The 22,319-nt window shown below is 71.2% G+C and carries 18 protein-coding genes and 1 tRNA gene; 13 read left to right on the top strand and 6 right to left on the bottom strand.

Annotated elements, in window-relative coordinates; all coding sequences use genetic code 11:
* Positions 1-8: 8 nt before the first annotated feature.
* On the bottom strand, positions 9-3,821 hold the full coding sequence (locus E3N83_RS08625) for a multifunctional oxoglutarate decarboxylase/oxoglutarate dehydrogenase thiamine pyrophosphate-binding subunit/dihydrolipoyllysine-residue succinyltransferase subunit (protein WP_151082884.1): 3,813 nt from the start codon (positions 3,819-3,821) through the stop codon (positions 9-11).
* A 186-nt stretch (positions 3,822-4,007) separates the two neighbouring features.
* Here E3N83_RS08625 and E3N83_RS08620 point away from each other — a divergent pair, with 186 nt between their 5' ends.
* The gene (locus tag E3N83_RS08620) at positions 4,008-4,673 is read left to right on the top strand and encodes a hypothetical protein (protein WP_151082883.1); all 666 of its coding nucleotides are present in this window, start codon (positions 4,008-4,010) and stop codon (positions 4,671-4,673) included.
* Between the two features lie 11 nt (positions 4,674-4,684).
* Complete coding sequence (locus E3N83_RS08615) at positions 4,685-5,587, top strand: LCP family protein (RefSeq protein ID WP_238343131.1); 903 nt, start codon at positions 4,685-4,687, stop codon at positions 5,585-5,587.
* A gap of 15 nt (positions 5,588-5,602) precedes the next feature.
* Here E3N83_RS08615 and E3N83_RS08610 read toward each other — a convergent pair whose 3' ends face one another.
* The gene (locus E3N83_RS08610) at positions 5,603-6,097 is read right to left on the bottom strand and encodes a CoA-binding protein (RefSeq protein ID WP_151082881.1); all 495 of its coding nucleotides are present in this window, start codon (positions 6,095-6,097) and stop codon (positions 5,603-5,605) included.
* Between the two features lie 133 nt (positions 6,098-6,230).
* Here E3N83_RS08610 and E3N83_RS08605 point away from each other — a divergent pair, with 133 nt between their 5' ends.
* The 3 genes from E3N83_RS08605 (at position 6,231) to E3N83_RS08595 (ending at position 9,808) form a co-directional block, all read left to right on the top strand.
* Positions 6,231-6,566, top strand: a complete 336-nt coding sequence (locus tag E3N83_RS08605) for a TfoX/Sxy family protein (RefSeq protein WP_151082880.1) — start codon at positions 6,231-6,233, stop codon at positions 6,564-6,566.
* Positions 6,567-6,644: 78 nt separating this feature from the next.
* Positions 6,645-9,065, top strand: coding sequence for a penicillin acylase family protein (locus E3N83_RS08600; RefSeq protein ID WP_238343130.1), 2,421 nt, complete (start codon positions 6,645-6,647; stop codon positions 9,063-9,065).
* A gap of 128 nt (positions 9,066-9,193) precedes the next feature.
* Positions 9,194-9,808, top strand: a complete 615-nt coding sequence (locus tag E3N83_RS08595; protein ID WP_151082879.1) for a hypothetical protein — start codon at positions 9,194-9,196, stop codon at positions 9,806-9,808.
* A gap of 180 nt (positions 9,809-9,988) precedes the next feature.
* Here the strand turns inward: E3N83_RS08595 and E3N83_RS08590 are convergent.
* Positions 9,989-10,060, bottom strand: a tRNA-Arg gene (locus E3N83_RS08590).
* Between the two features lie 123 nt (positions 10,061-10,183).
* Here E3N83_RS08590 and argS point away from each other — a divergent pair.
* From argS to thrB, 5 genes are read left to right on the top strand one after another with little or no spacing between them, the layout of a single operon-like run.
* On the top strand, positions 10,184-11,839 hold the full coding sequence (gene argS, locus E3N83_RS08585; RefSeq protein ID WP_151082878.1) for an arginine--tRNA ligase: 1,656 nt from the start codon (positions 10,184-10,186) through the stop codon (positions 11,837-11,839).
* A 9-nt stretch (positions 11,840-11,848) separates the two neighbouring features.
* Positions 11,849-13,252: a diaminopimelate decarboxylase gene (gene lysA / locus E3N83_RS08580; RefSeq protein ID WP_151082877.1), complete on the top strand. Its 1,404-nt coding sequence runs from the start codon at positions 11,849-11,851 to the stop codon at positions 13,250-13,252.
* Positions 13,249-14,550 (top strand): homoserine dehydrogenase, encoded by a 1,302-nt coding sequence (locus E3N83_RS08575; RefSeq protein ID WP_151082876.1) that lies wholly within the window; start codon positions 13,249-13,251, stop codon positions 14,548-14,550. Before lysA ends, E3N83_RS08575 begins: the two co-directional genes overlap by 4 nt.
* 29 nt (positions 14,551-14,579) lie before the next feature.
* Entirely contained in the window at positions 14,580-15,680 is a 1,101-nt protein-coding gene (gene thrC / locus E3N83_RS08570; RefSeq protein ID WP_151085057.1) for a threonine synthase, read from the top strand.
* The gene (gene thrB, locus E3N83_RS08565) at positions 15,677-16,576 is read left to right on the top strand and encodes a homoserine kinase (protein ID WP_151082875.1); all 900 of its coding nucleotides are present in this window, start codon (positions 15,677-15,679) and stop codon (positions 16,574-16,576) included. Before thrC ends, thrB begins: the two co-directional genes overlap by 4 nt.
* 2 nt (positions 16,577-16,578) lie before the next feature.
* Here thrB and E3N83_RS08560 read toward each other — a convergent pair whose 3' ends face one another.
* The 3 genes from E3N83_RS08560 to E3N83_RS08550 all read right to left on the bottom strand — a co-directional run bounded on the left by E3N83_RS08560 (position 16,579) and on the right by E3N83_RS08550 (position 18,555).
* Entirely contained in the window at positions 16,579-17,001 is a 423-nt protein-coding gene (locus tag E3N83_RS08560) for a VOC family protein (protein WP_151082874.1), read from the bottom strand.
* Positions 17,002-17,074: 73 nt separating this feature from the next.
* Entirely contained in the window at positions 17,075-18,046 is a 972-nt protein-coding gene (locus tag E3N83_RS08555; protein ID WP_151082873.1) for a cupredoxin domain-containing protein, read from the bottom strand.
* 158 nt (positions 18,047-18,204) lie between these two features.
* Entirely contained in the window at positions 18,205-18,555 is a 351-nt protein-coding gene (locus tag E3N83_RS08550) for a VOC family protein (RefSeq protein WP_151082872.1), read from the bottom strand.
* A gap of 303 nt (positions 18,556-18,858) precedes the next feature.
* Here E3N83_RS08550 and rho point away from each other — a divergent pair, with 303 nt between their 5' ends.
* The 3 genes from rho (at position 18,859) to prfA (ending at position 22,318) form a co-directional block, all read left to right on the top strand.
* A complete protein-coding gene (rho, locus tag E3N83_RS08545) occupies positions 18,859-20,790 on the top strand; it encodes a transcription termination factor Rho (RefSeq protein WP_151082871.1) in 1,932 nt (643 codons plus the stop codon).
* Positions 20,791-20,921: 131 nt separating this feature from the next.
* Complete coding sequence (rpmE, locus tag E3N83_RS08540; RefSeq protein ID WP_151082870.1) at positions 20,922-21,170, top strand: 50S ribosomal protein L31; 249 nt, start codon at positions 20,922-20,924, stop codon at positions 21,168-21,170.
* Positions 21,171-21,244: 74 nt separating this feature from the next.
* Entirely contained in the window at positions 21,245-22,318 is a 1,074-nt protein-coding gene (gene prfA / locus E3N83_RS08535) for a peptide chain release factor 1 (protein WP_151082869.1), read from the top strand.
* The last annotated feature ends 1 nt before the right edge of the window (position 22,319 follow it).

The following is a 22,319-nucleotide window of genomic DNA, read 5'->3' as shown; positions in this document are numbered from 1 at the left end:
GTCGCCGCTCAGTAGTGGTGCTCGACCCGGTCGGCTCCCGGCGCGAACGCCGCCGCCATCAGGGCCTTGGACTCCTCGGCGTGCCGCTTGGCGGTGCCGACCGACGGCGAGGAGAGACCCGGCCGCGTGACCGGCTCGACGACGAGGTCGCCGGGCAGCCGGGGCCACACGTTGAGCTGGTAGTGCGGCCACGGACCCATGTTCAGCGGCTCGTCCTGCACCCAGCGGACGGTGGTCAGCTTCGGGAAGCGCTGGACCTCGGCGACGATCTCGTCGAACGGCCGCGGGTAGAGCTGCTCGACCCGGGCGACGGCGAACCGCTCGGAGTCGTCCCGCTTGGCCCGCTCCACCATGAGGTCCCAGGTGATCCGGCCCGAGCACAGGAGCAGCGTGTCGACCTGCTCGGGGTCGGCGGTCGCGTCGGCGATGAACGGCCGGAAGGTGCCCTCGGTGAAGTCGCCGGGCTGCGACGCCGCCTCCTTGCGCTTGAGCATCGACTTCGGCGTGAACACGACCATCGGCCGGTGCTCCTCGCCGAGCGAGTGCTGGCGCAGCAGGTGGAAGTACGACGCCGGCGTGGAGGGCTGGGCGACCACGAACGCCTCGTCGGCGCACATCGTCAGCCAGCGCTCGATCCGGGCCGAGGAGTGGTCGGGACCCTGCCCCTCGTAGCCGTGCGGTAGCAGGAGTACGACGCCGGACTGCTGGCGCCACTTGGTCTCCCCGGAGGTGATGAACTCGTCGATCACCGTCTGCGCGCCGTTGGCGAAGTCCCCGAACTGCGCCTCCCACAGCACCAGCGCGTCGGGGCGGGCCACGGAGTAGCCGTACTCGAAGCCGAGCGCGGCGTACTCCGAGAGCAGCGAGTCGTAGACGTGGAACTTCGCCTGGTCCTCGGTCAGGGCGCTCAGCGGCGTCCACTCGTGCGCGTTGACCCGGTCGATGATCGTGGCGAACCGCGACACGAAGGTCCCGCGCCGCGAGTCCTGCCCAGCCAGCCGTACCGGGCGGCCGTCCATCAGCAGCGACCCGAGCGCCAGGATCTCGCCGGTGCCCCAGTCGATCGGGCCGTCGGAGATGGCATTGGCCCGGCGCTGGAGCTGCGGCATCACCTTCGGGTGCACGGTGAAGCCCTCGGGCGGGGTGACGTAGGCGTCCGCGATCCGCTTCATCACCTCGGGGGTGACCGCTGTCTGCGCGGTGCCGACCGGCTTGTCGGGATAGTCGGGCACGGTGGTCCACTCCGAGGGCTGCGAGTCGGCCTCGCGGACCTCGGTGAACACCCGCTCGAGCTGGAGCTGGTAGTCGCGCAGGACCTGCTCGGCCTCCTCGATCGTGATGTCGCCACGACCGATCAGGGACTCGGTGTAGAGCTTGCGGACCGAGCGCTTCTGCTCGATCAGGTCGTACATCAGGGGCTGGGTGTACGACGGGTCGTCACCCTCGTTGTGCCCGCGCCGGCGGTAGCACACCAGGTCGATCACGACGTCCTTGTTGAACGCCTGGCGGTACTCGAACGCCAGCCGCGCCACCCGGATGCAGGCCTCGGGGTCGTCGCCGTTCACGTGGAAGATCGGGGCCTGGACCATGCGGGCCACATCGGTGCAGTACAGCGACGAACGTGACGACCCGGGGGAGGTGGTGAACCCGACCTGGTTGTTGACGACCACGTGGATCGTGCCCCCGGTGCGATAGCCGCGCAGCTGGGAGAGGTTGAGGGTCTCGGCCACCACGCCCTGCCCCGCGAAGGCCGCGTCACCGTGCACCAGCAGCGGCAGCACGGGGTAGGCGGCGCCCTTGTCGAGGACGTCCTGCTTGGCCCGGGCGATGCCCTCGAGCACGGGGTCGACCGCCTCGAGGTGCGACGGGTTGGCAGCGACCGAGACCTTGATCTGGGCACCTGAACCGGCGACGAACTCGCCCTCGGCGCCCAGGTGGTACTTGACGTCGCCGGAGCCCTGGACGGTGCGCGGGTCGATGTTGCCCTCGAACTCGCGGAAGATCTGGCTGTACTTCTTGCCGACGATGTTGGCCAGCACGTTGAGCCGACCCCGGTGGGCCATGCCCATCGTGACCTCGTCGAGCCCCGCCTCGGCAGCGGCCTCGCAGATCTCGTCGATCAGCGGGATCGTGGTCTCGCCGCCCTCGAGGCTGAAGCGCTTCTGACCGACGAACTTGGTCTGCAGGAAGGTCTCGAAGGCCTCGGCCTGGTTGAGCTTCAGCAGGATCCGCAGCTGCTCCTCGCGGGGCGGCTTCACGTGCGGGCGCTCGACCCGCTCCTGGATCCAGCGTCGCTGGTCGGGATCCATGATGTGCATGTACTCGATGCCGGTGGTGCGGCAGTAGGAGTCACGCAGGATGCCGAGCACGTTGCGCAGCTTCATGAACGGCCGGCCCTCGCCGCCGAACGTGCCGGCGGCGAACTCGCGGTCGAGGTCCCACAGGGTCAGCCCGTGCGACTCGATCTCGAGGTCGGGGTGGCTGCGCTGGCGGTACTCCAGCGGGTCGGTGTCGGCCATCAGGTGGCCGCGCACGCGGTAGGCGTGGATCAGCTCGAGGATCCGGGCCTGCTTGCTGATCTCGTCGTCGTGGGACGTCGCGATGTCGTTCTTCCAGCGGATCGGCTCGTAGGGGATGCGCAGCGCGCGGAAGATCTCGTCGTAGAAGCCGTCCTCGCCGAGCAGCAGGGCGTGCAGGCGCTTGAGGAACTCGCCGGACTGGGCGCCCTGGATCACCCGGTGGTCGTAGGTCGACGTCAGCGTCATCACCTTGCTGATGGCGTTGCGCGCGATCGTCTCCGGGGCGGCACCTTGGTACTCGGGTGGGTACTCCATGGCGCCGACGCCGATGATCGCGCCCTGGCCGCGCATCAGGCGGGGCACCGAGTGGTTGGTGCCGATCGTGCCCGGGTTGGTCAGCGAGATCGTCGTACCGGCGAAGTCCTCGACGGTGAGCTTGCCGTCGCGGGCCTTGCGCACGACCTCCTCGTAGCCGGTCCAGAAGCCGGCGAAGTCCATCGTCTCGGCACCCTTGATGTTGGGGACGAGGAGCTGGCGGGTGCCGTCCTTCTTCACCATGTCGATCGCCAGGCCGAGGTTGATGTGGGCCGGGGTGATCTGCGTGGGCTTCCCGTCGACGATGTCGAAGCCGACGTTCATCTCCGGGGTGGCCTTGAGCGCCTTGACCAGCGCGTAGCCGATCAGGTGGGTGAAGGAGACCTTCCCGCCGCGGGCGCGGGAGAGGTGGTTGTTGATGACGATCCGGTTGTCCCACAGCAGCTTGACCGGCACCGAGCGCACCGAGGTCGCCGTCGGCACGGTCAGAGAGTCGTCCATGTTCGCGACGGTGCGGGCCGGGGCGCCGCGCAGCACGGTGTAGGTCGGCTGGTCCTTCGCATCGGCCGGAGCGGGGTCGGCCTTCTCCTTCGGCACCGGCTGGGTCGTGCCCTTCGCGGGCTCCGCGGCCTTGGTCTCGGGTCGCGGCGTCGCCCGTGGCGCGGGAGCGGCGGGCTTCACCGGAGACTCGGCCGCGGCGCCGGCCGCCGCCTTGGCCGCGGGCTGGGCGGGCGCGGCGGGCTTCGCGGGCTCCGCAGCGACCGGGGCCGCGGCGCTCGCGCTCGCCGTCCCGTTGGTGCCGTTGGTGCCGTTCCCGCCGCCGGGGTGAGCCTTGAAGTACGACGCCCAGGTGGGGTCGACACTCCCGGGGTCACGCTGGAACTGCTCGAACATCTCCTCGACGAGCCATTCGTTGGCTCCGAAGTCGGAGGAGGGCCCTGCGGAACCGGGCGTGGAGTCGGACGGGCTGGTCTGCTGCTGCGGCACGGGTGGCTTCGCCTCTTCCGGATACGTGCGCGTGGTGGTCGGGTGCGTCACCAAAGGTAGTCCCCCACGCGAACAAATGCCGAAGTACCGTGCCGGGTTGGTGCAAGGTGTAACCGATCAGCACCACCACCCCCTGTCTCCCCGTCCTCGGACCGCCGAAAGGACCGTGGTTTGCCCCGTCTCGACGTGTCGCCACCCCTCCGGGACCACGGCCGGCCGACCCGTTCCCGACCGCTCTCGCGACGTCGTACGACGGTCGCGGCGGCGCTGCTGGCGGTGGCCCTGACGACCGGCGGCTGCGGTGGCAGCGACTCGTCGTCCCCCCAAGGTGGGCCGGCCGGCTCGCCCGGTGCCTCGGCCACCGACGGGGGCTCACCCCCGATGGCGACCCAGGTCAGTCTCGGCCAGGTCTCCGGGACCGTCCGCAAGCACTTCCGCAAGGAGTTCAAGAAGCGCAGCGGAGCCCTGGAGACGCAGGTCCGGACCGCGGTCGACGGCTGGTTCGAAGGGGCGTTCGTCGGCGTGAGCTACCCCACCGGCAGCTACCCGCACGCGTTCGACACGTTCACCACCCGGGCCGCGGCGGACGCCCGCCACCAGCCGAAGCTGATGACCAACCAGACGTGGGGCCGGCACATCGACGGCGTGACCGTCACACAGCGCAAGGTGACCCTCGACGTGCTCGCCCCGAAGGGCCGGCCGGCCGGGGTGACCGCCCGGGTCCGGCTGAGGTTCGTGACGACGGGTGACAAGGTGAAGAAGGTGACCGTGGCCGGTCGGCTGTTCCTGACCCGGAACCCTCAGGGCCACTGGCAGATCTTCGGGTACGACGTGTCCCAGGGCGTGAAGTGATGAGGCGCCGGATGAAGCAGGTCACCCGGATCGCGACCCTCGCGCTGGTGCTCGGCGTGGTCGCCCTGACGATCCCCGACTCCGCGGTGAAGCCGACCGAGTGGACGCTGGTCAGGATCGACCAGGGCAACGCCGCGGCCCTGAACAGCCAACTGATCACGATCCTGGCCGTGGGCTCCGACGCCCGGCCGGGCGAGGACATGACCCACACCAGGGGCGACGCCCTGCAGCTGGTCACGATCAACACCCAGACGCACGCCGCCAGCATCATCGGCGTGCCACGTGACTCGTGGGTCGACATCCCCGGCCACGGCATGGACAAGATCAACGCGTCCCTCTACTACGGCGGCCCGCAGCTGCTCGGCCAGACCATCGGCAACCTGATCGGCGTCCAGCCGAAGTACGTCTTCGTCACCCGCTTCCAGTTCTTCATGCACATGGTCAAGCGGATCGGCGGGATCGAGGTCGACAACCCCTACGCGTTCAGCGACATCCCGCTCAAGCCCGGCGGCTTCCCGGCAGGGCGGATCCACCTCAGCGGCTACGACGCGATGGCCTACTCCCGGATCCGGCACACCCTGCCCCGGGGCGACTTCCAGCGCTCCGAGCACCAGGAGATCGTGCTCAAGGCGATCCAGGCCAAGGTGCGGGCCAACGCCGGCAAGCCGGGGTTCATCGAGAGCGGCGTGCTGGACGCGATGAGCCACCTGTCGACCAACGTCCCGCCCGCGGAGCTGTTCCGGCTGGCCCAGGTGCTGGCACAGGTGGACCCGCACAAGGTGCGCTCGTGCGTCGTCCAGGGCGGCATCGGCACCTCGTCGTACGGCGCGAGCATCGTCCTGCCCTACGTCTCGCAGGCGCAGGACATGGGCAACCAGATCCGCCACGACGGCACCCTGTCGCACTGCGGCTGACCGGCGAGCTGGACGTCACCCGCCGACGACCGCCTCCGGGACCTGGCGCGGCACGGCGCCGGTGAGCATGCACACGCGACGCAGGAAGCGGTGCGCCCCGTCATCGGTCGGCGCGAACATGCAGGGGCAGCCCCCGTCGATCACGGTGATGCCGTGGGCGCGACCGAGGTCCACGGCGCTCCGGTCGACGCTGCCGCCACCGAAGGCCCGGTGCATCCAGACCCGGGTCATGCCCAGGGCGATGCACTCCTTCATCGTCTCCTCGGCGCGCTCGGGCCGGGTCCCGATCACGACCAGGTCGATGCCTCCGGGCACGTCCTCCAGCCGGGCGTAGCTGCGGTCGCCCTCGACGGTCTCCGCGTTCGGGTTGATCGCGAACACCTCGTAGCCGCGCTCGCGCAGCCGGCAGTAGACGACGTTCGAGCCGTGGTTCGCCGAGTCTCGGGACACTCCGGTCACCGCGACCCGCCGGCAGGCCAGGAAGCTCTCGGCCACCTTCGACGTCTTCATCGCACGCTCCTCACCGACGCCGCGGTCGTGGCGTCCACCTCCATTCGACGCCGCCCGGACGTCGTCGGGCAGAGCAGGATGTCCCGAGTCCTGCCCGACGACGGTCCCGTCCTGGACGGGCTACCGTGCCGTCATGGCGTACGACGAGGCCCTTGCGGCCCGGATCCGCGAGCACGTCGCCGGCGAGCCGGTCGTGGAGAAGAAGATGTTCGGTGGCCTGGCGTTCCTGGTGAACGGCCACCTGAGCGTCTCCGCGAGCGGACAGGGCGGTCTGCTTGTGCGGGTCGAACCGGACGAGTCGGACGCTCTCCTCGACGAGCCCGGCGTGACCCTGATGCAGATGGGCAACCGCGCGCCGATGGCCGGCTGGCTCCGCGTCGCCCCCGAGGTGATCGAGGACGACGCGGTCCTGGAGCGCTGGGTCGAGCGTGGCCTGGCACACGCGAAGTCGCTGGCGCCCACGACCTGACGACACCGGCGTCGGGCGATCCGGAGTCCGGGTCCTTCGGCACCCCCGCTCGGCCCCGAACTCCGGCATGATCACCGCATGCCCCTGCTCTCCCGTGCCCTCGTCGCCACCGCGTCCGGCCTCGCTCTCGTCGGTCTGTCCCTCCAGGCCCCGTCCGCGGTCGGCAGCCCGGCCGCGGCCACCGCCGCCGCGCAGCAGGCGGCATCGCGCTACCGGGCGACCATCAGGACCACCGCGCACGGGATCCCGCACATCACCGCCGAGACCTGGGGCAGTCTCGGCTTCGGGTCCGGGTACGCCGCGGCGGGATCCTCCATCTGCACCCTGGCCGACACCTTCGTGACCGGTCGCGGTGAGCGGTCGCGCTACTTCGGCGCCGACCACCGCTACAACGACGGCACGGCCATCGATGCCAGCAACCTCGAGGTGGACGCGTTCGTCACCGACCTGCGTGACCGGCACGTCGTCGAGGGGCTGCTCGCCGACCCCCTCGCCGGCCCCGGCAAGCAGGCCCGCCGGATGGTCCGTGGCTACGCCGCCGGCATCAACTCGTGGGAGAAGGCCCACCAGGTCACCGACCCGGCGTGCAAGGGAGCGGCGTACCTCGACCAGCCGGTCACCCCGCTCGACATCTGGTACGGCATCTACATCGCCAACCTGAACGCCTCGGACGCCCAGTTCGTCTCCTCGATCGTCAACGCGGCGCCGCCGGCACCGGGCGTCACCCCGAAGGCACTGCCGACCCGTCCCGGGGCGGTCGACCGGTCGGCGCTGCTCAAGGGACTCGGTCGCGACCGAGGGCCGGCGTTCGGCTCCAACGCCACCGCCGTCGGCGGTCGGGACACCACCACCGGCAAGGGCATGCTGCTGGGCAACCCGCACTTCCCGTGGGTCGGCCGCTACCGCTTCACCCAGCAGCAGCTGACCATCCCCGGGAAGTACGACGTCGCCGGCGCCTCCCTGATCGGGTCGCCGGTGGTCAACATCGGCTGGAACAAGAACGTCGCGTGGAGCCACACCGTCTCGACCGCCTTCCGCTTCACACCGTACGAGTACCCCTACCTCGGCGGTCTCTCCTACGCCACCGACCACGGCACGCAGACCCTCATGCACGACGTGGTGAGCATCGCCGCGCGGCAGAAGGACGGGTCGATCAAGCAGATCCCCGAGGACCTCTACCGCACCCCGCAGGGCTTTGTGATCAACGCGCCGAGCGTGCTGATGCCCTGGTCGCCGACCAGCTTCTGGGCCATCCGCGACGCCAACGCCGAGCAGCTGCGCACGATCGACACCTTCCTGAACATGGGCAAGGCGCACGACGTCCGCGACCTGCTCCGGCGCCAGGACGCCGGCGGCGGGATGCCGTGGGTCAACACCACCGCGGCCGACCGGGACGGCCGGGTGCTGTACGCCGACCACTCGGTGGTGCCCCACGTCTCCAACGCCGAGGTCGCCCGCTGCCTGACCACGACAGGTCGCCTCTTGAACATCGTCGCCGGCCTACCCGGTCTGGACGGGACCCGCGCCGACTCGTCCTGCAAGTGGGGCACCGACGCGGGGGCCGAGCGGCCGGGCATCTTCGGGCCGCACCACCTGCCCGCCGTCGTACGACGTGACTGGGTCACCAACGCCAACGACTCCTACTGGCTGCCCAACCCGAAGTCGCCGATCGAGGGCTACGCCTCGATCATCGGGTGCGAGCGCTGCCAGCGCACGATGCGCACCCGGATGGTCGACGCCTACGTGATGGACCGCCTCGCCGGGCGCGACGGCCTGGCCAAGGGTGACCTCGAGAGCCCGCGGACGCTGCGCGCCACCGAGTTCGAGAACCGGGTCCGGGCCGGCGAGGTCATGCGCGCCGGTGGCGCGCTCGACCGGGCCTGCGCACGGACCGGCAAGAAGCGCGCCTGCAGGATCCTCGCGGCCTGGGACGGCCACAGCAACAAGGGCTCCGTCGGCTACCAGATCTTCGACGCGTTCGCGGCCCGGGTGCCCACGACCGGGGTCTGGAAGGTGCCGTTCGACTACCGGCACCCGCTGAGCACGCCTCGTGGACTGATCGCCCGGGCACCGGCCGTCGTCACGGCGATGTCGGACGCGATCGCCGCCCTGCACCAGGCCGGCGTCCCGCTGGACGCCCGCTGGGGATCGCTGCAGGTCGCCGGCGACCGCGGTGCCCCGCCGATCCCGCTCGGCGGCGGGTCCGGCGACTCCGCCGGCAACGCCAACGCGCTGGCCTCCCGCGACGCGCCCGCGAACAAGCGGTTCTACCGTCCGGTGAACTACGGCTCGTCACACATCCAGGCGGTCGCGTTCCTGCCCGGAGGACGCGTCAGCGTGCACTCGATCCTGACCTACGGGCAGTCCGAGGACCCGACGTCGCCGTACTCCAGCGACCAGACCCGGATGTTCTCCGACAAGCGCTGGGTGCACTTCGCCTGGACGCGGGCCGAGATCCACCGGCGCCTGATCGACGTCGAGGTCGTGCACGGGGGCTGACGCCACGCCGCATACATGGGGACCCCGCGCCGGGGTACTTCTCAAGCACGGGGATCCGGTGCAGGAGGCGAGTCGAGGAGACGCCGCACAGCGGCCTCGGCATGCGGCGAGAAGTGCGGAGTGGTGGCATGAGCGGTTACCGACGGCTCTGGTGGGTCGTGCTCTTGATGGTGGGGCTGCCCGGCGCGGCGGTCGGGATGGCGATGGCGCCGATCCTCGGCGTGGTCGTCACCGTGACCGGGCTGGGACTGGTCATCGGGGCCGGCGCGGTCCTCGTCCCTGACTCCGGTCACGCCTGGCGGGAGCCGGCCTGCGCCGGCGTCCTCCTCGTCGCGGCGGCGCCGGCGCTCGGCGGGGCCACCCTGCCGCTGCTGCTCCTCGCCGGCCTCAGCTCGCCGTCCCTGGTCGGCCGAGTGTCGCGACGGTCCTCGGCGGTCGCCCCGGGGGCCTCGGTGACGCCCGAAGGCACTGTCGACACGGCGTACGACCTGGAGGCCTTCCTCGGTGCCCTGGACGGGCGAGCGTTGTGCGAGCTGTGGAGCAACAGCTTCGTGCGGGTGAAGTCGGCGTCCACGGTCGACGAGCGGGCCGCGGCGGCGGCCCTGCGCCGGAGCCTGCTCGACGAGATGGAGCGCCGCAACAGCGGGATGTTCGCCGCGTGGCTGTCCCGGCGTCCGTCGCCCGCCAGCGCGCCGGGTTGGCGGAGCGCGTCCCCGCCCGAGGGCGGCGCCGCCGCGGAGTGAGAGCGCCGGGGTGCGCCTCGGCGGGTCCGTCGGCCCGCCGGGACCCACACTCCCGGCGCGCCCCACACGGACCCGAGCTCGCTTGATTACCAGCGGAGGGTCGGTACCCAGAGCCTGGGTCTGACATGCACGGTCGAGGCGGCGTCAGGGGCGCGGACCGATCAGTGCGAGAAGAACGAGCGCCCCCGGAAGGATTCGAACCTTCGCTCCCGCCTCCGGAGGGCGGTGCTCTATCCCCTGAGCTACGGGGGCTCAGGTGGGACGACCATACCGGCGGCGGGGGTGGCGACGAAAACCGGCACAGCCCGCCGGGGAGCAGGATCCGCGTGCTGGAAGTCGGTCGGGAGCCGCGAGGCGCGCCGATACCCTGAGCCGGTGAACCCCGAGCAGCTCTCCGACCTCGTCGTCGCCGCGCTGGCGGAGCTGTGCGGTGAGGGCGCCATCGAGCTGCCCGACGGTGTGCCCGCCGCGGTGACCGTCGAACGACCGCGGCAGCAGGGTCACGGCGACTACGCCACCAACGTCGCCCTCCAGCTGGCCAAGCGGGCGGGCCTGCCCCCGCGGGACCTGGCCACCCTGATCGCCGCCCGGCTCGAGGTCGCCGACGCCGTCACGGGCGTGGAGATCGCCGGGCCGGGCTTCCTCAACATCACCGTCGCGGCCGGTGCCCAGGGGGCCGTGGCCGACGACGTCGTGGCGTTGGGCGCGGCGTACGGCACCTCGACGGCACTCGGGGGCGAGAAGATCAACGTCGAGTTCATCTCCGCGAACCCGACCGGTCCGCTCCACCTCGGGCACACCCGATGGGCCGCGGTCGGCGACGCCCTGGCGCGAGTGCTGGAGGCCGCGGGCGCGGTCGTCGACCGGGAGTTCTACGTCAACGACCGGGGCACCCAGATGGACAAGTTCGGTGCCTCGATCCTGGCGCACGCCCTGGGTGAGGAGGTGCCGGAGGACGGCTACCACGGCGCCTACGTCGCCGACCTGGCCCAGGAGGTGCTGGCAGCGCGGCCGGGCATCCTCGACCTGCCCGACGACGAGCGGCTGGTCGCGTTCCGCGAGGAGGGCTACCGGATCCAGCTCGCCCAGCAGCAGGCCGAGCTCGACGAGTTCCGCACCCACTTCGACGTCTGGTTCAGCGAGCGGTCGCTCCACGACGACTCGTCGGTCGTCGACAACCTCGAGAAGCTGCGGGGAGAGGGACACGTCTTCGACGCGGACGGCGCGGTCTGGATGCGGACCACCGACTTCGGCGACGACAAGGACCGGGTGCTGATCCGCTCCGACGGTGACCTGACCTACTTCGCGAGCGACACGGCGTACTACCTCGACAAGCGGGCGCGGGGTTTCGACCGGTGCCTGTACCTGCTCGGTGCCGACCACCACGGGTACGTCGGTCGGTTGCGCGCGATGGCTGCCTGCGCCGGCGACGACCCGGACGCCACCGTCGAGGTGCTGATCGGCCAGATGGTGAAGATCATGCAGGACGGCGCGGAGCTCAAGCTCTCCAAGCGGGCGGGGACCCTGGTCACGCTCCGGGAGCTGATGGACCTGATCGGCGTCGATGCGCTGCGCTACACCCTGGCCCGCTATCCCTCGGACTCGCCGCTCACCCTGGACGCCGCGGAGATGACCCGGCAGGCGTCCGACAACCCGGTCTTCTACGTCCAGTACGCCCATGCCCGGGTGGCCTCGATCCTGCGCAACGCCGCCGACCTCGGCCTCGAGCCGGCCTCGCACCCCGAGCTGCTCACCGACGACAGGGAGCGCGAGCTCCTGCGTGCGCTGGCCGAGCTCCCGCGGGTCGTGTCCGCCGCAGCCACGCTGCGCGAGCCGCACCGCGTCGCCCGCTACCTCGAGGACACCGCGGCGTCGTACCACCGCTTCTACGACGGCTGCCGGGTGCTGCCGATGGGTGACGAGGAGCCGTCCGACCTGCACCGGGCCCGGCTGGTGCTGCTCGAGGCCACCCGGATCGTCCTCGCCAACGCCCTGGCCCTGCTCGGCGTCTCCGCGCCCGAGCGGATGTAGCGGTCGACGATGCCCACTCACGAGGCAGGCTGGGCGCACGCCGACGGCGCCCTGCGGGGACCCGCCTGGCTGCGGCCGCCCGCGGACCACGACGTGCTGGTCGACCGCCTCTGGTCGACGACCGCGCACAAGGTCGACGGCGAGCTGGTGGTCGGCGGGGTCTCCGTGCCCGACCTGGTCGCCGACGTCAACACCCCGGCGTACGTGCTCGACGAGGCCGACTTCCGGGCCCGGGCCCGCGCCTTCAGGGACGGGTTCGCCGGGTACGACGTCTACTACGCCGGCAAGGCGTTCCTCTGCACGGCCGTCGCCCGCTGGGTCGCCGAGGAGGGCCTGAGCCTGGACGTCTGCTCCGACGGGGAGCTGACGGTCGCCCTGAGGGCCGGCTTCGACCCGGCCCGGATCGGCTACCACGGCAACAACAAGACCGAGCCCGAGCTGCGGCGCGCGGTGGCCGAGGGGGTCGGTCGGGTGATCGTCGACTCCTTCGACGAGCTCGACCGGCTGGAGCGGGTCACCGTGAGCCTGGGCCGCTCCCAGCCGGTGATGGTGCGGGTGACGCCGGGCGTCGAGGCGCACACCCACGAGTACATCGCCACCGCCCACGAGGACCAGAAGTTCGGCTTCTCGATCACCGCGGGCGACGCTCTCGAGGCCGTACGACGTGTGGTCGCCGCCCCAGGGCTCGAGCTGCTCGGGCTGCACTCCCACATCGGGAGCCAGATCTTCGACACCTCGGGCTTCGAGGTCGCGGCCCGGCGGGTGCTGGCGCTGCACGCGCAGGTCGGCACCGAGCTGGGCGTGACCATGCCGGAGATGGACCTCGGCGGCGGCTTCGGCATCGCCTACACCACCGAGGACGACCCGGCCGACCCGGCGCAGCTGGCCACCGAGATGACCAAGATCGTCGAGCACGAGTGCCGGGCGCTGGGCGTCGCCGAGCCGCGGCTGTCGATCGAGCCCGGCCGAGCGATCGTCGGCCCGGCGATGTGCACCGTCTACACCGTCGGCACGGTCAAGCGGGTCGAGCTCGACGGGGGAGCGGTGCGCACCTACGTCAGCGTCGACGGGGGGATGAGCGACAACATCCGCACCGCCCTCTACGACGCCGACTACTCCTGCACCCTCGCGTCCCGCACGTCGGCTGCTCCGCCCGCGCTCTCCCGCGTGGTCGGCAAGCACTGCGAGGCCGGTGACATCGTGGTGCAGGACGAGTTCCTGCCGGCCGACGTGCGGCCCGGCGACCTGGTCGCCGTACCCTCGACCGGGGCCTACTGCCGATCGATGGCCTCCAACTACAACCACGCGTTGCGCCCGCCGGTGGTCGCGGTGCGGGACGGCGTCGCGACGACCCTCGTCCGGCGCGAGACTGTGGACGACCTGCTGGCCACCGACCTGGGAGCGCACGAGTGAAGCCGCTGAACGTCGCCGTGCTCGGCTGTGGCTCCGTGGGATCCCAGGTGGTGCGGCTGCTCACCGAGCAGGCCGGCGACCTGACCGCACGGGTCGGTGCACCCGTGCGCCTCGTGGGCGTCGCCGTACGCCGGATCGACGCGGCGCGCGACGTGGTCGTCCCCGACGGGCTCCTCACCACGGACGCCGCCGCACTGGTGGCCCGCGACGACGTCGACCTCGTGGTCGAGGTGATCGGCGGGATCGAGCCGGCCCGGGCGCTGATCCTCTCCGCGCTGGAGAACGGCGCCAGCGTCGTCACCGCCAACAAGGCGTTGCTGGCCGACGACGGGCCGACGCTGTTCGAGGCGGCCGAGAAGGCCGGCCGTGACCTCTACTACGAGGCCGCCGTGGCCGGCGCGATCCCGATCCTGCGGCCGTTGCGCGAGTCACTGGCCGGTGACCGGGTGACCCGGGTGCTCGGCATCGTCAACGGCACGACCAACTTCATCCTCGACAAGATGGACTCCACCGGCGCCGGCTTCCACGAGGCCTTGGAAGAGGCGCAGGACCTGGGGTACGCCGAGGCCGACCCGACCGCCGACGTCGAGGGCTTCGACGCCGCGGCGAAGGCCGCGATCCTGGCCAGCCTCGCCTTCCACTCGAGGGTGACGGCGGCCGACGTTCACCGTGAGGGCATCACCGACGTGACCGCGGCCGACATCGCGTCGGCGCGCGAGATGGGCAGCGTGGTCAAGCTGCTGGCGATCGCCGAGATCGTCACCGGCGCCGGCGGGGACGAGGGCATCTCGGTGCGGGTGCACCCGGCGATGATCCCCCGGTCGCACCCCCTGGCCAGCGTGCGCGAGGCCTACAACGCGGTGTTCGTCGAGTCCGAGGCCGCCGGTCAGCTGATGTTCTACGGACCGGGTGCCGGTGGTGCCCCGACCGCCAGCGCGGTGCTCGGTGACCTGGTCACGGTCGCCCGCAACCGGCTGGGCAACACCCGCGGGGCCGGCGAGTCGGCGTACGCCGACCGGGTCGTGCTGCCGATGGGCGAGACCCGCACCCGCTACCACGTCGCCGTCGACGTCGACGACCGCGCCGGTGTGCTCGCCGAGATCGCCACCGCGTTCGCCGAGGAGGACGTGTCGATCCAGACCCTGCGCCAGGAGGGCCGGGGTGAGGACGCCCAGCTCGTCGTGGTCTCCCACGAGGCGACCGACGCGCAGCTGTCGAGCACGGTGGAGCGGCTGCGCGGCCTGGCCTGCGTGCGCGAGGTGACGTCGGTGATGCGTGTGGAAGGGACTGTGGAGTGAACCCTCTCGACCGCAGCGACGAGGGCGACCTGGCCGACGTCGACTCCGCAGCCCGGCCCGGGGGCACCCGGCAGTGGAGGGGTGTGATCGCGGAGTACCGCCCGCTGCTCGACCTGCTGCCCGACGACCTCGAGCCGGTGACGCTCCGCGAGGGCGGCACCCCGCTGGTGCACTCGGCCTGGCTCTCGGAGCTGACCGACGGCGACGTCTGGCTCAAGGTGGAGGGCGACAACCCGACCGGCTCGTTCAAGGACCGCGGGATGACCGCCGCGATCTCGGTGGCGTTGCACGAGGGCGCCCGGGCCGTGGTCTGCGCCTCGACCGGCAACACCTCGGCGTCGATGTCGGCCTACGCGGCGCGAGCCGGACTGACCCCGATCGTGCTGATGCCCGAGGGCAAGATCGCGGCCGGGAAGATGGCCCAGGCGATCGTGCACGGCGCCCTGATCGTGATGGTGCGTGGCAACTTCGACCACTGCCTCGAGCTGGCCCGCCAGCTGTCGTGGAACTACCCCGTCTGCCTGGTCAACTCGGTCAACCCGGTCCGGATCCAGGGCCAGAAGACCGCGGCCTTCGAGATCGTCGACTTCCTCGGCGACGCGCCGGACGTGCACCTGCTGCCGGTCGGCAACGCCGGCAACATCACGGCGTACTGGCTGGGCTACGAGCAGTACGCCGCCCTGGGCCGCTCGACCCGCAAGCCGCGGATGCGCGGCTTCCAGGCCGAGGGCGCTGCCCCGTTGGTCACCGGCGAGCCGTTCCCCGACCCCGAGACCAAGGCGACCGCGATCCGGGTCGGCAACCCGGCGTCGTGGAAGCAGGCCGAGGCCGCCGCCCGCGAGTCGGACGGACGCTTCCGCGCCCTCAGCGACGCCCAGATCCTGTCCGCGCAGTCGGAGCTCGCGCGCCGCGAGGGCGTCTTCGTGGAGCCCGCCTCGGCCGCCGGGGTGGCCGGCCTGCTCGCCGACCTGGCGGCGGGGGAGTCCTACGCCGGCCTGACCGTCGCGATCACCGTGACCGGGCACGGGCTCAAGGACACCGCCACGGCGCTGGAGTCCGCCGGAGACCTCGTGGACGCGGTGATCGACGCCGACGTGGACCAGGCGGCCGCGGCGGCCGGGCTGCGATGAGCCACGCGCCCGGCCCGGTCGTCGTCACGGTGCCGGCGAGCAGCGCCAACCTCGGGCCCGGATTCGACTCCCTCGGCCTGGCCCTCGACCTGCGCGACACCCTGCGCGGCTCGGTCGTTCCGAGCGGTCTGACCGTGACGGTGGATGGAGAGGGCGCCGACGCGGTGCCCCGCGACGAGTCCCATCTGGTGGTCCGGGCGATGCGGGCCACCTTCGCGGCGCTCGGCGCAGCGGCTCCGGGTCTCGAGCTGGCCTGCACCAACAGGATCCCGCACGCCCGTGGCCTCGGGTCGTCGTCGGCCGCGATCGTCGGAGGCGTCCACCTGGCCCGGGCCCTGGTGGACGGCGGCTCCGAGGCGATGTCCGACCTCGAGGCGTTCCGGCTGGCAGCCGGCATCGAGGGGCATCCGGACAATGTCGCAGCGGCCTGCTTCGGGGGGCTCACCGTGTCGGGCCGGGCCGACGACGGCTTCTTCGCAGCCCGGGCCCCGGTCTCCCCGACGGTCCGGGCCGTCGTCCTGGTCCCGCCGACGCCGCTGTCGACCGCCGTGGCCCGCGGGCTGCTCCCGGACGTCGTACCCCATGGAGAGGCGGCGGCCAACGCCGGCCGCGCCGCACTCCTGATGACTGCGCTTGCCGGCCAGCCCGCACTGCTGCTGAGCGCCACCGAGGACCTGCTCCACCAGTCCTACCGCCGCCCGGCGATGCCGGACTCGCTGGACCTCGTGGACCGGTTGCGCGCCGCCGGACACGCAGCGGTGGTGTCGGGCGCGGGGCCGACGGTGCTGGTGCTGACCGCCGCCGAGACCGGAGACGTGCTCGGCTTCGCGCCCCCGGGCTGGGACGTCCGGGTGCTCGACATCGCGGCCGCCGGCGTCGGCGCCCGGCCGGCCTGACCTCAGCGGACCAGCAGGCAGAACGGGTGGCCCGAAGGGTCGGCCAGGACGTAGAGCGGCTCGCCGTCGTCGTCGCTGCGGTCCAGCACCAGCCGGGCGCCGAGCGACTCGGCACGGGTCCGGTGGCGCTCGAGGTCGGCGACGTCGGCGACGCTGAGATCGAGATGCATCTGCATCGGTACGTCGTGCGCCGGCCACGTCGTCGGCGTCAGGACCGGCACCTGCTGGAAGGCGAGCTTGCGGTTGCCGTCACCGTCGACCAGGACCAGCCAGTCGGCGTCGTCGACCTCACCGTCGGCGGGAGGCTCGTCACCCGTGCGATAGCGGAGCCCGAGGAGCTCGCGGTAGAACTCCGCGAGCCCTCGGGCGTCCGTCGTGTCGATGGCCGTGTGCAGGAGCCACGGGAAGGAGCTGTCCTCGTCCATCGACCGATCGTGCCACGTCCGCCGCCTCAGCCTCCCGACAGAGGCGGACGGACGTGGTCGATGGTGCTGCAGGCTACGGCTTGACGACCACGAGCCCCTTCATGCCCATGTCCTGGTGCAGGGCACAGACGTAGTGGAAGCGGCCCACCTTGTTGAAGGTCACCTTGAACTTCCCGCCCGGACCGATGATGCCGGAGTGGAGGTTGCCACCCCTGAAGTTGGCCGGGTTCCCGGCCGGGTTGAACAGGGCCAGCCCGACCGGCACGGCGCCGAAGGTGACCGTGTGCGGAGCACCCATCGACATCTTGTTCAGGAACTTCACGCTGTCGCCCTTGTGGATGACCACCTTGTGCTTCGAGAACCGCATCGTCATCGCGATGCCGTCGTCGGTGCCGGTGAACACCTTGTGGTTGGTGCTGGCGGCCGTGGCGGCAGCCATGGAGGCACGACCGTCGGCGTTGATGGCGGCGGCCTGGAAGGCGGCGTCCGCGTCGATGTCGGCCTGGGTGTACGGCAGCGCATCGGTGGCCCCGACCACGTGGACGACACCGCGCATCATCTTCCCGTGGACCAGGCAGTAGTAGGTGAACGTGCCGGCGTCGGGGAAGCTGAGGGTGTAGCTGTGCTGGGCGGGCCACGGCAGCGGACCGGTGGTGGCACCCGTGGTCAGCAGCCCGGAGTTGAAGTAGGTGTGGCTCGCCATCGCGCTGCCACCCGCGGGCAGGCCTTGGCTCGCGTCGCCCGGGTTGAACGCCGGAGGGGTGTCCTGGGGCGTTCCGCCGTCGACGAAGGTGACCGTGTGGATCTCGGTCGAGTTCGCCTGCCAGGTGACCGTGTCACCGGCGTTGATGGTGATGTCACCGGGCAGGAAGCGCTGGCCCTGGACGGCCATGTTGGAGGTCTCCGAGCCGACCAGCACGGTGAAGTTCGGTACCACCCCCCCGGCATGAGCCGTCGCGGCCGTCGCTCCGATCGCGGTGGGTACGAGCAGGAGGGCCAGCGCGAGCGCTGCGCCGACCGGTCGATTCAGCAGTCTGTTCTTCAAGAGGCATCCTTCGGTTCGGCCACACGTCGATGACGTCGGACCGCGGGTCCGAGTCACCGCGTGCCGGACCCCGAGATCGTCCTACCCCGAAAGGTGTACTCCAGGCCGCTCGTCACCGCAATAACACCAATCGGGCAGGTGATCGGCCGCCGACCGGCTCACAGCTGCTGGGCGAGACCCACGATGTGGCCCTGCGGGTCGGCGATCAGCGCGAAGGACACGCCGGGCACGGTGACCGGCTCCTGCACGACCCGACCCCCCAGCGTGGTCGTCCGGGCGATCGCGTCGGCGATGTCGTCGACCCCCACGAAGAAGGTCACGAGGTCACCGTCGCCCTGGAGCGGGCTGATCGCGGTGTAGAGGGCGCCGGGCACACCGGTCTCGACGAAGGTGTAGCCGGGGAACGCGCCCTCCTGGGGGTAGGTCCAGCCGAACAGGTCGCCGAAGAAGGCGCGGGTGGCGTCGGGGTCGCTGGAACGGATCTCGGCGTGCACGATCGGGTGGCTCATGATGACCTCCGCTTCCGGGGCACCTGGGTGGTGACCTCGTCGCGATGACGGGCGAGCCGCGCGGATTTCGACAGCGTCGACGGGGTGTCCCGGGGATGGCACCGACGCAGCGGCCCGGTGGTATCGTGGGTAGCGCGTCAGGATCGCGACGCAGCCTCGTCCCGGAGCTGCCCGCCCGACGCACCCCTTCCTCTCCATCGTGCAGACGCGTGCATCCAGCACCGCTACCTGGCCGGGGAAGCAGTGTCCAAGTCGCCGCCGGCATCTGCGCCGGGCGGCACTGATACGTGGGAAGGACCTCACGTGACGGAAACCATCGAATCCACCCCCGCGGAGTCGGCGCCCGGCGGCGGCTCCAAGAAGCGCTCGGGTGGGCTCAACTCGCTGCTCCTCGCGGACCTGAAGTCGATGGCCGGCGGCCTCGGCATCAGGGGAGCGGGCTCCATGAAGAAGGCCCAGCTGGTCGACGCGATCAAGGCGGCCCAGTCGGGTGGCCAGTCCCGTGGCCAGTCGGGTGACCAGTCCGGTGACCAGTCCGGTGGCGAATCTGCTCGCCAGTCCGGCGGCCAGTCGGCCGAGCAGTCGGGCGGCAGGTCGACGGCTCCCTCGGAGCGGTCCGGCGCCGACCCTGGCGAGCAGCCGGCGGAGCAGCAGCAGCGCCGGACCCAGCCGGAGCGATCCCGTGAGGAGCGCCCGGCCGAGACGGAACGCCGTACCGAGCAGCGCGACCGCCGCGACGAGCAGAAGCCGGTCTCCGAGGCACAGGAAGCCGCTCCGCGCGGCGGCCAGGAGCAGGGCGGCCGCCAGCAGCGGCAGGAGCGCCAGCAGCAGCAGGCCGGCCAGGGCAACCAGGGCGGTGGCCGGGACCAGGGCCGTCAGGGCAACCAGAACCAGAACCAGAACCAGAACCAGAACCAGAACCAGGGCCGCGCCCAGACCGGCCAGTCGCAGGACCAGTCGCAGGACCGGGACTACGACGAGGGCGGCAGCCGGCGCAGCCGCCGCCGCCGCGGTCGCGACCGGACCAGCACCCGCCAGCCGGCGACGTCGTCCGGCCAGCGCAACGAGCCGGACACGACGATCCTCGAGGACGACGTGCTGATCCCGGCCGCGGGCATCCTCGACGTGCTCGACAACTACGCCTTCGTCCGGACCAGCGGCTACCTGCCCGGCACCGACGACGTCTACGTCTCGCTGTCGATGGTCCGCAAGTACGGCCTGCGTCGCGGCGACGCCATCGTCGGTCAGGTGCGCCAGCCCCGTGAGGGCGAGCGCAAGGAGAAGTTCAACCCGATGGTCCGCATCGACTCGGTCAACGGCGCCGACCCCGAGGCGTCGCGGCACCGGGTCGAGTTCGCCAAGCTCACACCCCTCTACCCCAGCGAGCGGCTGCGGCTGGAGACCGAGCCGACCAACCTGATCGGCCGCGTCATCGACATCGCCTCGCCGATCGGCAAGGGCCAGCGCGGCCTGATCGTGTCGCCGTCCAAGGCCGGCAAGACGATGATCATGCAGTCGATCGCCAGCTCGATCACCACCAACAACCCCGAGTGCCACCTGATGGTGGTGCTGGTCGACGAGCGGCCCGAGGAGGTCACCGACTTCGAGCGCTCGACGAAGGGCGAGGTCATCTCCTCGACCTTCGACCGCCCGGCCACCGACCACACCATGGTCGCCGAGCTCGCTATCGAGCGCGCCAAGCGCCTCGTCGAGCTCGGGCACGACGTGGTCGTCCTGCTCGACGGCATCACCCGGCTCGGCCGTGCCTACAACCTGGCCGCGCCCGCGTCCGGCCGGATCCTGTCCGGTGGTGTCGACTCGGCGGCGCTCTACCCGCCGAAGCGGTTTTTCGGCGCTGCGCGCAACATCGAGAACGGCGGGTCGCTGACCATCCTGGCCACCGCCCTGATCGAGAGCGGCTCGAAGATGGACGAGGTGATCTTCGAGGAGTTCAAGGGCACCGGCAACATGGAGATCCGGCTGCGCCGCGACTTCGCCGACAAGCGGCTCTTCCCGGCGATCGACGCGGTCCAGAGCGGCACCCGCCGCGAGGAGCTGTTGATGAGCAAGGAGGAGCTGGCCATCGTCTGGAAGCTCCGACGGGTGCTCTCCGGACTGGACGGCCAGCAGGCCCTCGAGCTGCTCCTCGAGCGGCTGAAGAAGAGCTCGACCAACATCGAGTTCCTGATGCAGGTGCAGAAGACCACCCCCGGCGCGATCAGCGGCACCGACTGAGCCGTCGTACGGCCTGACCTCGGGAATCCGCAGATTGGTCCCGGTGTTGGAGCAGGTGGCAGAATCGCCCCTTGGCTCCGGTTCACGTCCCCGCACGACGCGGGTGCGACCCGGCGGCCCGAAAGGAAACCATGAAGAATGACATCCACCCCGACTACATCGTGACCGAGGTGACCTGCACCTGCGGGAGCACCTTCACGACCCGTAGCACGGCCACGAGCGGCTCGATCCACGCCGACGTCTGCTCGCAGTGCCACCCGTTCTACACCGGCAAGCAGAAGATCCTCGACACCGGCGGCCGCGTCGCCCGCTTCGAGGCCCGCTACGCCAAGATGGCCAAGAAGGACGAAGCGGCCGAGACCGCCGACTCCTCCAAGTAGCTCCGTACGACGCCGGCCTCCCTCCATGGAGGCCGGCGTCGTCGCACGTCCGGCCGCAGGATGAAGGAGTAGGGATGTTCGAGGTCGTCGAGGGGCTGCTCGCCGAGCACGCCGAGCTCGAGACGCGCCTCGCCCTGCCCGAGACCCATGCCGACGCCCGGCTGGCCAAGAAGCTCAACCAGCGGTACGCCGAGCTGACCGCGATCATCTCCACCTGGCGCGAGTGGCAGGGCACCGCCGACGACCTCACGGCGGCCCGCGAGCTGGCCGCCGAGGACCCCGGATTCGCCTCCGAGGTCGATGCGCTCGCGACCCAGCGCGAGGTCGCCGAGGAGCGGCTCCGGCGGCTGCTGGTCCCACGCGACCCGGTCGACGACAAGGACGCCCTGCTCGAGATCAAGTCCGGCGAGGGTGGCGAGGAGTCGGCACTGTTCGCCGGCGACCTGCTCCGCATGTACACCCGGTACGCCGAGACCCGGGGCTGGACCACCGAGATCCTCGATGCCGCGGAGTCCGACCTCGGCGGCTACAAGTCGGTCACCCTGGCCGTGAAGGCCCGGGGGGTGACGGAGCCGGGCCAGGCGCCGTACGGCGTGTTGAAGTTCGAGGGCGGCGTCCACCGCGTGCAACGGGTGCCGGTGACCGAGTCGCAGGGCCGGGTCCACACCAGTGCCGCCGGCGTGCTCGTGCTGCCCGAGGCCGAGGCGGTCGACGTGCAGATCGACGAGCACGACCTGCGCATCGACGTCTTCCGCAGCAGCGGCCCGGGCGGCCAGAGCGTCAACACCACCGACTCGGCGGTCCGGATCACCCATGTCCCGACCGGCATCGTGGTCAGCTGCCAGAACGAGAAGAGCCAGCTCCAGAACAAGGAGCAGGCGCTGAGGATCCTGCGGGCCCGGCTGCTCGTCGCCGCCCAGGACGAGGCCGATGCCGAGGCCAGCGAGGCTCGCCGCAGCCAGGTCCGGACCGTCGACCGCTCGGAGCGGATCCGCACCTACAACTACCCGGAGAACCGGATCTCCGACCACCGCACCGGCTACAAGTCCTACAACCTCGACCAGGTGCTCAACGGTGACCTGCAGCCGGTGATCGACTCGTGCATCGACGCCGACCTCAACGCGCGGCTCGACGCGGTCGACGCCTGAG

This window comes from Nocardioides cynanchi (assembly GCF_008761635.1).
Taxonomy (GTDB): domain Bacteria; phylum Actinomycetota; class Actinomycetes; order Propionibacteriales; family Nocardioidaceae; genus Nocardioides; species Nocardioides cynanchi.
This window is presented reverse-complemented; position numbering and strand designations above follow the sequence as displayed.